The following is a 13,490-nucleotide window of genomic DNA, read 5'->3' as shown; positions in this document are numbered from 1 at the left end:
AAAAGGTAAATGCGCGCTTCAGAAGCGCGGCTTCCAGCGCAGCACTTGCACGGGTGTGGGCGCTACCTGCGCCATGCCTTCGCCGTCGACCTGTTGCACGGCCTGCACGAACAGGTCGAGCACGCCGTCGCGGCGCCAGGCTTCAGTGTCGAAACTCGGTTCCCAGGCCCCGACTGGGTGTTGGGTCAGGTCGTGCACCGACCAGCGCCGCGCGTCGAAGTCATCGATGCGCACGGCCGAGACGCGGTCGCCCCGTTCGCGGTCGCGAAACACCAGCAGGCCGGCGGGTCGGCCCGCCCCGCCAGGGGTGATCAGGATCTGCGGACGGGCGATGGGAATGGCCTTGGTGCCGCCGCCGCTGAGCGAAAACGGCGTGGTCCGAAAGTCCAGGTCGAGCCGGCGCCAGCTGCCATCCTTGTGGTACAGCACCCGGTACTGCGGCACGCTGCTGCCCGGCTCGCGCCAGTACGAGGCGATGTACGGGCGCCCCTGGGCATCGGCCGCCATCGAGGTCTGGTTGATCAGCTCGCTCTTTTGCGGAATGCGCGCCGCGTATTCCGCGCTGGCGGCCGTCATCGGCAAGGCATATGGCTGGCCGGCGCTGTTTTCCCAGGTGGTGCCGCCGTCACGCGAACGCGCATACGCCATGTCGTGGTTGCTGGCCACATCCGGGGAGCCGCGCCACACCCACGACAGGTGGAGCGTGCCCTGGGCATCCACAACGGCCTGCCAGTAGGCGTTGCGCTGCTTCTCCCCATCGATCAGGTTGGTATGCAGGCGCTGCCACGTTCCGGTGCCGGGCTCGTAGCGGTTGACGACCAGGTTACCGCGGCCGGAGCCACCATCGCGGTAGAGGAAGAGGAGCCGGCCGTCCGGCAACCGGAAGAATTCGGGATAGGACACGCGCTTCTCGTCGCGGCCGGTCATGGATGCGGTTTCCATGTCGAGGCTGCCCGGCGCACGGCTGCGTGCGTATTGCAGGATGCTGTTGTGGTGGTCCCAGGACAGGTGCAGGTAACCGGCGCCATCGAGCATGATGCTGATCGCGTTGTGGGCATCGGCCGCGTTGCCGCGATACGCCGTGCGCCTGGTCTCCCAACGATCGCTGCCGAGCCTGCGCTTGCCCAGCACGACGTGGGCGTCGCGGTCATAGAAGGCGATGTACTGGGTCGTCGCATCGCTTACCAGCGCGTTCTTGCGGAAGACCACGGCATTGACCGAATTGCCGGCCCAGCCGTCCGCCACGGTGCTGATCGCCACCTGCGGCGCCGGGGCGGACACGCTTGCGCAGCCGGCAGCAGCCAGCAGCAGGCAGGTCGACACGAACAGGTAAGCAAGGGGCGTCCTGCGGGGGAAATGCATGACATTGTCTCTAGTATTGTTGTTTGACAATGCTAAGCCAGGCATCGCTCCCGCTTCGCTCAAGTTGCTGACCGATATGATTGACGCAAGGTTTCCAAACCGCGCCCCCAACAAAAAGCCCCGCTCGGCGGCGGGGCTTGATGGGGGTGCTGCTGTACGGGTCAGCGGGCGGCGTTCGCTGCCAGGCGGCGGATGACGGCCGGGCGTACCGAGTCGGAGCCGCGCGACAGGCGGTACAGCTCCATGAGGTCGCTGCCGGCGCCGGCTGGTGCCACGATGCGGGCAACGAAAACCTGCATGCGCGCGAAGGCGGTGGCGAACAGGCTGGAACGAACTGCTTTGGTGGTGGTGGACATGATTTCCTCTCGCTGACTTGTCTGGGGTATGTAAGCAGTATGGCCCCTTTCAGATAGAAAGCAAATTGTGGTTTCTGATGATCGACATTCACAAACCGCATGTCTTTCGCCGTGATCAGCGCCGCCCGGCCGCGTGCTCCAGCAGCCAGCGTTCCTGGGTATCCCGATGCCCCTGCGAGGTGAAATGCGCCTGCTGCGGCTCGACCACCAGGCTGCGCGCGGACGGGATGACGTTGTAGACGGCAAACGTCGAGGTCGGTGGCGTGACCATGTCGTTGTAGCCGGCGTAGTACAGCACCGGCGCGCGTAGCCGCCTGGCGAAATTCGCGGTGTCGTAGTAGGCGGAGGTGGCCACCTTGGATTCCACCGGCTGGTCTTGCCTGACACCGGCTTCGTCCGTACGGAACAGGCCCGGCCAGCCGCCGGCGCGCCCGTGCAGGTAGCCGGTGACGTCGCTGTACGCTGGATAGGAGGCGATCGTCAGCGACACGCGCGGGTCGAGCGCGCTGGCCATGATGGCAAGCTGTCCGCCCTGGCTGCCGCCCTGGGCCACCAGGTGCCTGCCGTTCCATTTCGGGTGCTGGGCGAGATAGTCGAGGGCGCGCAGGGCCCCGAGATACACCCGGCGGTAGTAATAGGTGGCCGGATTGTCCAGGTTGAAGCGGTTATAGCCGTCGAGGGCGCCGTAGTTGAGCTGCTCGTACAGCTCGTCGGGCAGGTCGACCGGGATGCCGTGGATCCCGAGCTGCAGCGTGATGAAGCCTTTGGCCGCGAGCTCGGGCGTGCCCTTGTAGCCGCGCACGCCCGCACCCGGCACCTGCAGCACGGCCGGGAACGGCCCGGCGCCGCGCGGCACCGACAGCACGCCATAGATGCGCGTGGTGCGGCTGCCCGGCCCCACGTTCTGGAAGCTGAGGTAGGACACCTCGACTTCGCCCGTCGACAGCGCCGGGGCCGGCGTAAGCCGGAAGGCCGGGGCAATCGCCGCCAGGTCGCGCCTTTGCGCCGCCCAGAAGCGGTCGAAGTCGGCCGGCTCGCTCTGGACCGGGCGCAGTTCGAGCGGACTGAAGGCCGCGGTAGCGATCCCCTGATACGGCTTGCCGTCCAGGTCCGCCTTGACCAGGCAGCGCACGAATCCAGGCTGCGTCTGCGCGGGCACCGGCAACACCAGGCCGTCGCGCGGGACGATGGCCGTGCGTTCGGCGCCCTCGAGCATGTCCGGCCCCAGGCGGTAGCGGATGCGCACGCCCTCGGCCGGATACGGATTCCGGTCCACTTTCACGAGGAAGGCGGCGGGCTCGCCGACGCGGTAGGTCCAGTCGGGGCGCGTGAGCGTGACCTTCAGCGGCGTATCGGGCAGTGCCGCGTCGAGCACGCGCACTTCGGAAGGCGCGGCGGCGGAGGCGGTGGCCGGACTGGCGCACGCGAACTGCATCGCCGCCAGGAAGATGGCTGCGGCGGACAAGGAAATCGAAACAGGTTTCATGATCGGGTTACAGGATAAGCAAGGGGCGCATGCGCGGGATGAAAGTTCAAGCTGAGCGGGCCGGACCGATGCAACGCCGGGCCCGGCCCTTCGGACTTACGCCCGGCGCTTGCGCGAACGGCGCATCGTGAGCAGGCCTGCGAAGCCCGACAACAGCAGCATGGCCGTCGCCGGTTCCGGCACTTCATTCGCCTGCTCGATGCGGAAGGACAGCAGCGGCGAATCGTCGAGCTGGCCCGGATTGTAGAACGCCTCGCGGCTCCAGTCGAACAGGCCGTTGACGCCCGAGAGATCCAGCGTCAGCGAGGCGCCGAGGTCCACCAGCGTCAGGTAGAAGCCGGCGTCATGGCCGGCGAGTTCGGCCGGATTAGCGTTCGCCAGGAACACCCAGCGCTCGAGCTGGGCGTCTTCCGGGTTCACCACCTTGTTGATGGCCGTGGTCTGGGCCAGGTCGACCAGCGTGCCGTCGACCGCCGTGACGCGGAACGGCGACCCCTCGTCGTAATAGAACTGGCCAGTAAAACTCCCGTCGCGCCAGGTGGCGTCGAACTCGTACCAGCCGACTGGCGCGGCCCACACCGCCTGGGAGAACAGGCAAAGCGCTGCCGCGAACAGCATCTGAAGCTTTTTCATCTTGATATCCTTTTCGTGATCGTAAAAACAGCTGGTCCCTTCAGGTCCCTCTTACGGGACAATCAGCTCGTCGATGTTGCCCAGTCCCTGGCCTGTCGATTCGAAGCGCAGCGTGTTGCTCCGGCCCGGTGCCAGGTTGACGCTGGCGCTCATCGTGGTCCAGTTGGTCCAGCTGCCCGTCGGTTTGAAGGTGACGGCCTGGGCGACGCCATTGACCCGCAAGACGCCGGTGCGCGGCGTCGGATTGCCGTTGGCGTAGCGGACCGTGATGGTCTTCGTTCCGCCGAGGTTGCCGTTGATGCGCCCGAATTGCGCGCTGCCGCCGCTGGTCGGGAAGTTCAGGAAGCCCGTGTGCCGGTAGCCCGCGCGGTCGGTCCTGATCGCCGCGCCGCCGTCCAGGACGGCAGTCTCGGCCTGGATGGTGCCGGCGCCGTTGTCCGCAACGTGGACCGGCGCCTGCGGGAAGGAGGTAGCGCCGTCGCCCAGGTAGAAGCTCGGGTGCGGGGGCTGGTTGTAGCCGGCGTTCTGTCCCGCCACCTGGGTGCGGTATTGCGGATCGTGCATCAGGGTGGTGACGCGGGTGCCCGTCGGGATGGTGGTACTGAAGACCATCAGGTGGGTGTTGCTGGCATTGCGCCAGACGATCTCTTCGCGCCAGTCGCCGAACAGGTCGGCCGTGAGTACCGGGGTGGCCTTGGTCCCATTGTTGGAGGCGGCGCCGAGCGCCCCGGCGTCGACGATGGCCGGATTGGTGTTGTTGGCCGGGTTGTACTTGTTGACCGAGGTGTTGCCCATCACCTCGCGCAACAGGTCGCCATCCCACCAGGCCGCGAAGTTCATCGAGCTCGGTGCGGTGGAGCTGATCAGGGCTCCGGTGGCGCTGCGGAAGCCGCCGCGGCTGGCCCAGCATTCGGCACCCAGGTAACCCGGATGGACGTCGAAGCACACGCCGCGTCCCACGTCCGCGTTGGAACCGCTCGCGCCCCAGATCAGCGCGCCGGTGGCGGCATCGTGCATGCCCGAGCCGGTGGCGCCATAGGTTGCCGGACTTTCGTGGATCATGTACACCTGCTGGCCCGGGCGGTTCGGATCGAATTTACCGAAGTGCAGCGCGTCGCCGTGCCCCAGGCGGGTGGTGTACAGCAGCTGGCCATAGCTGTCGATGGTGGCCGCGCCGTAGACGATGTCGTCCTTGCCGTCGCCATTCGCGTCGCCGGTGGCGAACCAGTGGGCGCCCTGCCCCCGTGCCGCCGCGCCAGACACATCGGTATCGAACACCCAGCGGCTGGTCAGCGCGCCGTCGCGCCAGTCCCAGGCCGCGATCACGGCCCGCGTGTAATAACCACGCGAGAAGATGGCGCTCGGGCGGTTGCCGTCGACATTCGCCACGCCTCCGAGGAAGCGGTCGACGCGGTTGCCGTAATTGTCGCCCCAGGAGCTCACCGTGCCGCGCGCTGACAGGTAGTTGACGGTCTTCATGGCCGCGCCGGTCAGGCCGTTGAACACGGTCAGGTATTCCGGGCCGGTGAGGATGTAGCCGGCGCTGTTGCGGTGGTCGGCGGTCGGCGAGCCGATCACCACGCCCTGCCCGTCCACGGTGGCATCGGCCGTTTTCGCCATCACTTCCGCCAGGCCGTCGCCATCGAAGTCGTAGGCCAGGAAGGTGGTGTAATGGGCGCCGGCGCGGATGTTCCTGCCGAGGTCGATGCGCCACATCCGGGTGCCGTCGAGCTTGTAGGCGTCGAGGTAGGTGTTGCCGGTGTAGCCGGACTGCGAGTTGTCCTTGGCGTTGGTCGGCTGCCACTTGACGATGATTTCATAGCTGCCGTCGCCGTCCAGGTCGGCGGTGGAGCCATCGTTCATTTCATAGGTGTAGGCCTCGCCTGCCTTGGTGACGCCTGCCGGCGGAATTTGCACGGGAATGGACTTGTACAGGTTGGCCCAGGTCGCGCCCGCAGCAAAACCGGGCTGCTCCACGCCACCGACGACGGCGCGTACGGAATAGCTGTCGGCCGCGGTGCCGGTCGCATCCGTATAGTTCAGCGCATTGACGGGCGTCGCAGTCAGCCTGGTCGCGCCGCGGTAGACGTTGAAGGTGGTGCCGGCGGCGTCCGTGGCGAGCTGGCGCCAGCTGATGAAGACGCCGGAAGCGGATTTGATCGCGACCGCCCCACGGCTCAGGTTTTCGACCTGCATCCCCGGGCCGGCAGTGACTGCGCTCGCGCTGCCGGCCATGGCCAGCAGTGCGAGCAGGAGGTACGGCGCTGCAGCTTTCTTGTTGAACATTTTGTCCCCATTGCCTTATTGTTGGTTATTGTCAATAACGCCTTCGTGTCGCCTGATGTGCGGAGCATTTCAGGAAAGCTTCGGCCGCACCCAGCCGTCCCGCTATCTTATTGACAAGTTTGGACCATGGATTCCCCGCTGCCGAATAATCATTCGCATGAGAGATGTCGTGGAAAAAACGCGGCATACTGAACGGTGAGATAGCTCGTGCGCCGGCACGGGCTGTCGCCGCACAGAGAAAGGAAGCTATGCTGAACCACATCGGCGCCGGTGTTGCGCTCGCAGTCATCCTGCCCATGGCCGCCGTGCAGGCACAGGCCGGGCCCGCAAAGTCGACCGAGGCAGCTGCGGTCAAGGTGCTTATCGTGAGCGGAGGCTGCTGCCACAACTATGCCCAGCAGCGCGAGCTGCTCGAGAGAGGCCTGAAGGCGCGCATGCCGGCCGAGGTCAGCCATGTTTACTACGACCCGAAGCCGGGCGAGCAGGCGACGCGTCCGGCCCTGCCCATCTACGCCAATCCGCGCTACGCGGACGGGTATGACGTGGTGATCCATAACGAATGCGCGGCCGACGAGGACAGCCCTGCGGCACTCGACGCGGTGCTGGCGCCGCACCGCAAGGGCACCTCCGCCGTCAACCTGCACTGCGCCATGCATTCCTACCGCTCCGGCGCCTGGCGCCAGCCCGTCAAGGCCGGGGACGCGAACGCCCGCTGGTTCGAATTTACCGGCATCCAGTCCACCGGCCACGGTCCGCAGTCGCCGATCCGCCTCGCCGTTGCGGAAGGCGGGCACCCGATCGCTGCCGGCTTCGTTCCCTATACGACCGGCAGTGACGAGCTGTACAACAACCTGACCGCCTTCGGCGTGACGCCGGTGCTGACCGGCGTACAGCCGGAATCGAAGGTCGAAGCGGACCGCGGCAAGGTTTATGCCGTGGCGTGGACCCACGAATACGGCCCGAAGCGCGCCCGGGTGTTCAGCACCACGCTGGCCCACAACGGCGCCGTGATGGCCGATCCGCGCTACCTCGACCTGGTCGCGCGGGGCGTCCTGTGGGCGGCCGGGCGATTGTAAGCGGCCAAAAAAATGCCCCGCTCATGGCGGGGCTTTGTGGCGCGACACACACGGGTCAGCGCTCGGCGCTTGAGGCCCGTTCACGGCCGGCCGCCGGAAGACCCGTATCGGAAGCTGGGGTCAAGCGGTACAGTTTCCAGACGTCGCTCATCTCTTCGGTCGAGCTCACGGGCACGACGAGACGCCCGGCAATGTTCTGCACGAGCGTGACGGCCTTGCTCCACAGGCGGGAGGCCGGGCGTGACGCGGAGGACTGAAGGCTGGACATGGGGTTTCTCGCTGTTGTCTGATGCGGTCAGTATGATACTTTCGAGAAAGAAATCTAATTGCATTTCAGAATGATCGATATTCAGCAGACGCATCTCTCCTATGAGAACCGCCTGAATGGGGCGATCCGGCCCGCCTTCCAGCACCGTGCACGCTCGCAACACTTCCCATCTGCCGGGCAAAAAAAACGCCGCCACGCATCTGCGTAGCGGCGCTCTTCTTTCTTGCACTTCCCAGCTTAACGCACTGCGGCCACCGCCAGCGCCGTCATGTTGACAATGCGGCGCACCGTCGCGCTCGGGCTCAGGATATGCACTGGCTTCGCGCTGCCGAGCAGGATCGGCCCGACGGTGACGCCCTTGCCCGCCGCGACCTTCAGCACATTGAACAGGATGTTGGCCGCGTCCAGCGACGGCATCACCAGCAGGTTGGCGCTGCCGGTGAAGCCGCTGTCGATGTTGTACATGGCGCGGATCTCTTCCGAGAGCGCGGCGTCGCCATGGACTTCGCCGATGGCCAGCAGTTCCGGCTCGCTTTGCTGCAGCAGTGCGCCTGCTTCGCGCATGCGCACCGCCGAGGGGCGGTTCGAGGAGCCCTGCGAGGAATGCGACAGCAGGGCCGCCTTCGGCTCGAGGCCGAACTCGCGCAGGGTGGCCGCGGCCAGGCGCGCGATGCCCGCCAGTTCCTGCGCCGTCGGCTGGTCATTGACATAGGTGTCGGTGATGAACAGCGTGTATTTGTCGAGCACCAGTGCGTTCATCGCGGCGAGCACCTCGACGCCGGGCGCGGTGCCGATCTCGTTTTTCACGTGTTCCAGGTGGCTGTCGTAGCTGCCCTTCATGCCGCAAATGAGCGCGTCGACTTCACCCGACTGCAAGAGGCGCGTGCCCTGTAGCGTGGTGTCGACTCCTGCGTCGGCCTCGGCCAGCGTGTAGTCGACACCCGCCTGCAGGCGCAGCCCGGCGTCCTTGATCGCGCGCGCGATGGCCGTCTTCTCGCCGATCAGGACCGGCTTGGCGATCCCTTCGTCGACCACGGTCTGGATCGCGCGAAGCACGCGTTTGTCGTCCGCTTCGGCAAAGGCGACGCGGCGCGGGTTGGCCCTGGCCTTGGCGAACACCGGCTTCATGAAGAACCCGGTGTGGTAGATCATCTGCGCCAGCTTTTCGCGGTAGGCCGCCATGTCCGTGATCGGCCGCGCCGCCACGCCCGAGTCGGCAGCGGCCTGCGCCACGCGCGGCGCAATCGCGGCCAGCAGGCGCGGATCGAAGGGTTTCGGGATGATGTATTCGGGGCCGAAGGCCAGGTCCTGGCCCTCGTAGGCCGAGGCCACCACGTCGCTCGCCTCCGCTTCGGCCAGCTCGGCGATCGCCGTCACGCAGGCCAGCTTCATCTCGTCGGTGATGCGCGTTGCGCCGCAGTCGAGCGCCCCGCGGAAGATGTAGGGGAAGCACAGCACGTTGTTGACCTGGTTCGGGTAGTCCGAGCGGCCGGTGGCGATGATGCAGTCGGGCCGCGCCGCGCGCGCCACTTCCGGGCGGATTTCCGGTTCCGGATTGGCCAGCGCCAGGATCACCGGCTGGTCCGCCATGGTCTTGACCATCTCGCCGGTGAGCACGCCCGCGGTCGAGCAGCCGAGGAAGACGTCGGCGCCATCGACGATGTCACCCAGGGTGCGTGCTCCCGTCTCCTGGGCGTAGCGCGCCTTGTTCGCTTCCATGTTGGCGTCGCGCCCGACATAGATGACGCCCTTCGAATCGGTCACATAAATGTTCTCGCGCTTCACCCCGAGCAGCACCATCATGTCGAGGCAGGCAATCGCCGCCGCGCCGGCGCCGGAGGCCACCAGCTTGATCCGGCCGATGTCCTTGCCCACCACCTTCAAAGCGTTCAGCAGCGCCGCAGTCGAGATGATCGCCGTGCCGTGCTGGTCGTCGTGGAAGACCGGAATGTTCATCCGCTCGCGCAGCTTCTTCTCGATGTAGAAGCATTCCGGCGCCTTGATGTCTTCCAGGTTGATGCCGCCGACGGTCGGTTCCAGCATCGCGATCGCGTCGACCAGCTTGTCCGGGTCGAGTTCATCGAGCTCCAGGTCGAACACGTCGACCCCGGCGAACTTCTTGAACAGGCAGCCCTTGCCTTCCATGACCGGTTTCGAAGCCAGGGGGCCGATGTTGCCCAGGCCAAGCACCGCGGTGCCGTTGGTGATCACCGCCACCAGGTTGCCGCGCGAGGTGTACTCGGCGGCCATGGCCGGGTTGGCGGCGATTTCCTCGCAGGCGTAGGCGACGCCGGGCGAGTAGGCCAGCGACAGGTCGCGCTGGTTCGACAGGGGCTTGGTGGCGATGACCTCGATCTTGCCGCGCGTCGGGCTGCGGTGGTATTCGAGCGCGTCGGCGCGCAACTGGGTGTCTTTGGCTTCGCTGAGGTTGGATTCGGTGCTCATGTTTTCCGATGCTTGATGAAGTAATGTTCGGGGTCCGGCGGGCCAGGCAAGCGCGGCCCACCCAGAGAATATACCAATGCACGAACTTGCGTAGTCAATCGACAAGCCTTCGGGAGCGCGGCCATTCCCACGGCATACCGCCTGGCAATAGGACCCATTTGATCCGGATCAAGAACGTAAGGGCTGACGCGCCCATTCTGTTGTCCGTCTATCGCAAGCCGAGACGGGTCCGGGTAAGGCAATCATGTTTCAGCGCATACTTGTTCCGAGCGACGGTTCCGACCTGTCTGCCGTTGCCGAGAATGCGGCCATTGCATTCGCGCAGGTGTGCGGCAGCGAGCTGGTTGCCCTCTCGGTCGTGCCGCCGGAGCCGGTCGTGCTGTCGGCCGAAGGCGCGCTCGTCACTGGCGGCACCGGCACGGACGTCCTGCTTGCCCAGGCCGAAGCGCATGTCGGCCGCGTCGCCGCTGCCGCCGCCAAAGCCGGGGTCGCATGCGAAACATTGACCAGCTACGGCGATTCGCCGGCCGAGAAAATAGTCGAGGCCGCCCAACGCGCCGGCTGCGACCTGGTCTTCATGGCGTCCCACGGCCGACGCGGCCTGAGCCGGCTGATCGCGGGCAGCGTCACCCAGCATGTGCTGGCCTATTCCACCGTTCCGGTCATGGTGTACCGCCCGCAGGACCAGGCGCAGGGACGGCGTCGGGACTAGGCAGGCGTTGCCATTTCGCATGTTAAACTGGACAACCATATGAAAAAGGAATGTCAATGAGCGAGTTGGTGAAGACCGGCATCATCGGTCTCGACGAGGTACTGCACGGTGGCATTCCCCGGAATAACAACCTGCTTGTCGAAGGCCCGCCGGGCTCCGGCAAGACGACCTTCGGCCTGGGCTTCATCTACCACGGGGCACGCGACTACGACGAACCGGGCGCCATTGTCTCGTTCGAACTCGATTCCGCCAAGCTGCTGCGCGATGCGGCAGGCTTCGACTGGGACCTGCAAGGCATGATTGACCAGGGCAAGATCAGGATCATCCAGACCAGCCCGGCCGTGCTGCTCAGCGAGTTCCGGAGCAGCGACGGCGCGTTTGCCGCCTCGCTCCTGGCGATGGGCGCCAAGCGCCTGCTGATCGACGGCCTGACGCCATTGCGCCTGTACGCCGAAATCAACGACCTGCCCTTCCGCGAGGACGTGCACCTGCTCATCGAGGGCCTGACCCGCCTGGGCGTGACCACGATGGTCACGGCCGAGAAGGACGAGTCGCTGGGCGGCGTGTCGGCCCATGAGCGTTTTGTCTTCGACACCATCATCTCGCTCACGCGCGAGGAGAACCGGCGGCGCGCGCACCGCCGCCTGACGGTGATGAAGTCGCGCGGCCAGGATTTCATCAACGGCAGCCATACCATGCGCATCGAGCCGCAGGTCGGCGTGCATGTCTACCGCCGCGCGCAGTCGCGCCCGGTGGCCTCGCCCGACCAGCCCACCTCGGAAGAGCGCCTGTCGACCGGCTCGCCCGCCATCGACAAGATGATGGACGGCGGCATCTACAAGGGCTCGGTCACGCTGGTGAGCGGCATTTCCGGCACCGGCAAGACGGTGTTCAGCGTCCAGTTCCTGACGCACGCCATCAAGAACGGCCACAAGGCGCTGCTGGTGAGCCTGGACGAACACCCGCGCCAGCTGGTGCGCAACGCCAAAACGCTCGGTTTCGACCTGCAGGCCCTGGTCGACTCGGGCGACCTGTTCATCCATTACGAGTCGCCGCTCGAACTCGAGCTCGACGTGCACTTCGACCGCATCGTCAAGCTGGTCGAAAAGGAAGGCATCGACTGCGTGGTCTTCGACTCGATCGCTGTCTACGAAATGACCAGCCGCGCCGAGGTGGCCGACTACCTGTACGCGCTGGCCAGCTTCTTCAAGAACCGGCTCGCCACCACCCTGTTCAATTACGAGAGCCCGGAACTGCTGGGCGTGTCGCAGATCAGCGAGGAACTCAAGGGTTCGCACCTGGTCGATAACATCATCCTGCTCAACTACGTGGAGATCTCGACGGTCCTGCGGCGGGCGCTCGCCATACCCAAGGTGCGCGGCAGCCGCAACGTGCAAGTCACGCGCGAATACGCCATCGGCGTGGGCGGCCTGCTGCTGGTGGACGAGAGCGGCAGCGACACCCAGGCTGTGCCGCAATTGCCGTTCTCGTCCTACTATGGTTTGCTGTCGCGTTCGCCATCGCGCCAGAGCCCGGCAGTCGAGGAGGCCGTCGCCAGTGGCGCCCCCCTGCCCGATTCGGCCCACCTGCCTACCGAAAAGACGCAGTGATCACAGTCGAGCTGCCGGACAAGGCGCCGGTCGACTGGGAGGACTGGCATACGCCGCTGCGGCAATTCACCGACGCGACGGGCCTGGTCACGTCCGCCTACGATATCGAAGGCGTGCGCCGTATCGGTCCCCTGACCGGTTCGCGCATGGCCACGCTGCTGGCGGAGCGCTCGACGCTGTGGGCCGAAGACGGCCCCGGCACCGCGCTCGAACGCTCGCTGGTGGCCACTGTGCGTGCGCAACGCAGCTCGGCGTCGGCGCAATTCGGCGAAGGTTTCCGGGTATGCGCACAGCCGCTGCTGCTGCGCGGCGAGGTCTACGGCGTGCTGCTGTTCGGCTGGCGCTTTGCCGACTTCAGTTCGCCGCTGGCCTGCGAGCGCATCGCCCGGCAGATCGGCCTGCCCGGCCACCTGCTGTGGACCGAAGTGCGCCTCGACGCGCCCGTTTCCGACCAGCGGATGGGCACGTACGCCGCCCTGCTGGGCACGCTGTCGAGCACGCTCGACAGCCAGCGCGAAACCATCGATGACCTGACGCGCGTGAACCGCACGCGTGAACTGTTCCTGGCCACCGTCTCGCACGAGATGCGCACGCCCCTCTCGGCCCTGTCGATGCGCATCGAGCTGATGCTGCGTACGATCCCCGACCTGCCGCCCAACGCGGTCAGCGGCCTCGAATCGATGCGCGTGCACGTGCGCCAGGAAGCGGGCATGGTCGAGGACCTGATCGACGCGGCCCGTACCCTGACCGGACAGATGTCGATCGACCGTGCGCCCGTCCTGCTGGGCCAAGTCCTGCGCGACGCGATCTCCACGGTGGAACCGCATGCCCACCCGAAGAAGATCCTGATGCAGGTGACGCCGAGCGACTATGGCGACCATATCCGCTTCGAGGCCGATGGGCGGCGCCTGCAGCAGGTATTCTGGAACCTGCTGTTCAATGCGGTCAAATTCACGCCAGTGGGCGGCGTCATCCGCATCACGATCCGGCGCCGCGATGGCATGGTCGAGATCGATATTGCCGACTCCGGCCAGGGGATCGAACCGGAAGACCTGGCGCACGTGTTCGGCGCGTTCAAGCTGCAGCAGCACGACAATGCCACCGGGCTCGGGCTGGGCCTGTATATCGCGCGCCGCATCGTCGAGCTGCACGAGGGCAGCCTCAGCGTCAGCAGCGCGGGCCGCGGCCTGGGCGCTACCTTTGCCATCCGCCTGCCGCTGGGGCCGCAGGCAGGCAGCCCCGGACGGCCCTAATCG

Annotated in this window: 11 protein-coding genes; 4 read left to right on the top strand and 7 right to left on the bottom strand. The window is 66.2% G+C overall.

Annotation, left to right across the window (positions count from 1 at the left end; translation table 11 throughout):
- Positions 1-18: 18 nt before the first annotated feature.
- The 5 genes from ACFPN5_RS23610 to ACFPN5_RS23590 form a co-directional block, all read right to left on the bottom strand.
- On the bottom strand, positions 19-1,362 hold the full coding sequence (locus ACFPN5_RS23610; RefSeq protein ID WP_379786296.1) for a BNR repeat-containing protein: 1,344 nt from the start codon (positions 1,360-1,362) through the stop codon (positions 19-21).
- Positions 1,363-1,523: 161 nt separating this feature from the next.
- Positions 1,524-1,718 (bottom strand): hypothetical protein, encoded by a 195-nt coding sequence (locus ACFPN5_RS23605; RefSeq protein WP_379786295.1) that lies wholly within the window; start codon positions 1,716-1,718, stop codon positions 1,524-1,526.
- A 115-nt stretch (positions 1,719-1,833) separates the two neighbouring features.
- Complete coding sequence (locus ACFPN5_RS23600) at positions 1,834-3,204, bottom strand: acetylxylan esterase (RefSeq protein ID WP_379786294.1); 1,371 nt, start codon at positions 3,202-3,204, stop codon at positions 1,834-1,836.
- A gap of 96 nt (positions 3,205-3,300) precedes the next feature.
- Positions 3,301-3,837 (bottom strand): PEP-CTERM sorting domain-containing protein, encoded by a 537-nt coding sequence (locus tag ACFPN5_RS23595; RefSeq protein WP_379786293.1) that lies wholly within the window; start codon positions 3,835-3,837, stop codon positions 3,301-3,303.
- 51 nt (positions 3,838-3,888) lie between these two features.
- Positions 3,889-6,123 carry a rhamnogalacturonan lyase family protein gene (locus ACFPN5_RS23590; protein ID WP_379786292.1) on the bottom strand — a complete coding sequence of 745 codons (2,235 nt, stop codon included), beginning with the start codon at positions 6,121-6,123 and terminating at the stop codon, positions 3,889-3,891.
- Between the two features lie 248 nt (positions 6,124-6,371).
- Between ACFPN5_RS23590 and ACFPN5_RS23585 the strand changes: the two genes are divergently transcribed.
- Complete coding sequence (locus ACFPN5_RS23585; protein WP_379786291.1) at positions 6,372-7,199, top strand: ThuA domain-containing protein; 828 nt, start codon at positions 6,372-6,374, stop codon at positions 7,197-7,199.
- A gap of 55 nt (positions 7,200-7,254) precedes the next feature.
- Here ACFPN5_RS23585 and ACFPN5_RS23580 read toward each other — a convergent pair whose 3' ends face one another.
- Positions 7,255-7,467 (bottom strand): hypothetical protein, encoded by a 213-nt coding sequence (locus tag ACFPN5_RS23580; RefSeq protein WP_379786290.1) that lies wholly within the window; start codon positions 7,465-7,467, stop codon positions 7,255-7,257.
- A gap of 237 nt (positions 7,468-7,704) precedes the next feature.
- Entirely contained in the window at positions 7,705-9,912 is a 2,208-nt protein-coding gene (locus ACFPN5_RS23575; protein ID WP_379786289.1) for an NADP-dependent malic enzyme, read from the bottom strand.
- Positions 9,913-10,156: 244 nt separating this feature from the next.
- Between ACFPN5_RS23575 and ACFPN5_RS23570 the strand changes: the two genes are divergently transcribed.
- The 3 genes from ACFPN5_RS23570 to ACFPN5_RS23560 are packed head-to-tail and all read left to right on the top strand — an operon-like array spanning position 10,157 to position 13,487.
- Positions 10,157-10,624 carry a universal stress protein gene (locus tag ACFPN5_RS23570; protein WP_379786288.1) on the top strand — a complete coding sequence of 156 codons (468 nt, stop codon included), beginning with the start codon at positions 10,157-10,159 and terminating at the stop codon, positions 10,622-10,624.
- Positions 10,625-10,680: 56 nt separating this feature from the next.
- On the top strand, positions 10,681-12,234 hold the full coding sequence (locus ACFPN5_RS23565; protein ID WP_379786287.1) for an ATPase domain-containing protein: 1,554 nt from the start codon (positions 10,681-10,683) through the stop codon (positions 12,232-12,234).
- On the top strand, positions 12,231-13,487 hold the full coding sequence (locus tag ACFPN5_RS23560; protein WP_379786286.1) for a sensor histidine kinase: 1,257 nt from the start codon (positions 12,231-12,233) through the stop codon (positions 13,485-13,487). Before ACFPN5_RS23565 ends, ACFPN5_RS23560 begins: the two co-directional genes overlap by 4 nt.
- Positions 13,488-13,490: the final 3 nt, after the last annotated feature.

The sequence above is a fragment of the Massilia niabensis genome, from assembly GCF_042655085.1.
Lineage (GTDB): Bacteria > Pseudomonadota > Gammaproteobacteria > Burkholderiales > Burkholderiaceae_D > Telluria > Telluria niabensis.
The sequence above is the reverse complement of the archived record's forward strand: the minus strand, read 5'-3'. Positions and strand labels throughout refer to the sequence as shown.

Bases quoted from the DNA above. Each gene is read 5' to 3' on its own strand.
- ACFPN5_RS23610 (WP_379786296.1), bottom strand. From the start codon at position 1,362: ATGCATTTCCCCCGCAGGACGCCCCTTGCTTACCTGTTCGTGTCGACC.
- ACFPN5_RS23605 (WP_379786295.1), bottom strand. From the start codon at position 1,718: ATGTCCACCACCACCAAAGCAGTTCGTTCCAGCCTGTTCGCCACCGCC.
- ACFPN5_RS23600 (WP_379786294.1), bottom strand. From the start codon at position 3,204: ATGAAACCTGTTTCGATTTCCTTGTCCGCCGCAGCCATCTTCCTGGCG.
- ACFPN5_RS23595 (WP_379786293.1), bottom strand. From the start codon at position 3,837: ATGAAAAAGCTTCAGATGCTGTTCGCGGCAGCGCTTTGCCTGTTCTCC.
- ACFPN5_RS23590 (WP_379786292.1), bottom strand. From the start codon at position 6,123: ATGTTCAACAAGAAAGCTGCAGCGCCGTACCTCCTGCTCGCACTGCTG.
- ACFPN5_RS23585 (WP_379786291.1), top strand. From the start codon at position 6,372: ATGCTGAACCACATCGGCGCCGGTGTTGCGCTCGCAGTCATCCTGCCC.
- ACFPN5_RS23580 (WP_379786290.1), bottom strand. From the start codon at position 7,467: ATGTCCAGCCTTCAGTCCTCCGCGTCACGCCCGGCCTCCCGCCTGTGG.
- ACFPN5_RS23575 (WP_379786289.1), bottom strand. From the start codon at position 9,912: ATGAGCACCGAATCCAACCTCAGCGAAGCCAAAGACACCCAGTTGCGC.
- ACFPN5_RS23570 (WP_379786288.1), top strand. From the start codon at position 10,157: ATGTTTCAGCGCATACTTGTTCCGAGCGACGGTTCCGACCTGTCTGCC.
- ACFPN5_RS23565 (WP_379786287.1), top strand. From the start codon at position 10,681: ATGAGCGAGTTGGTGAAGACCGGCATCATCGGTCTCGACGAGGTACTG.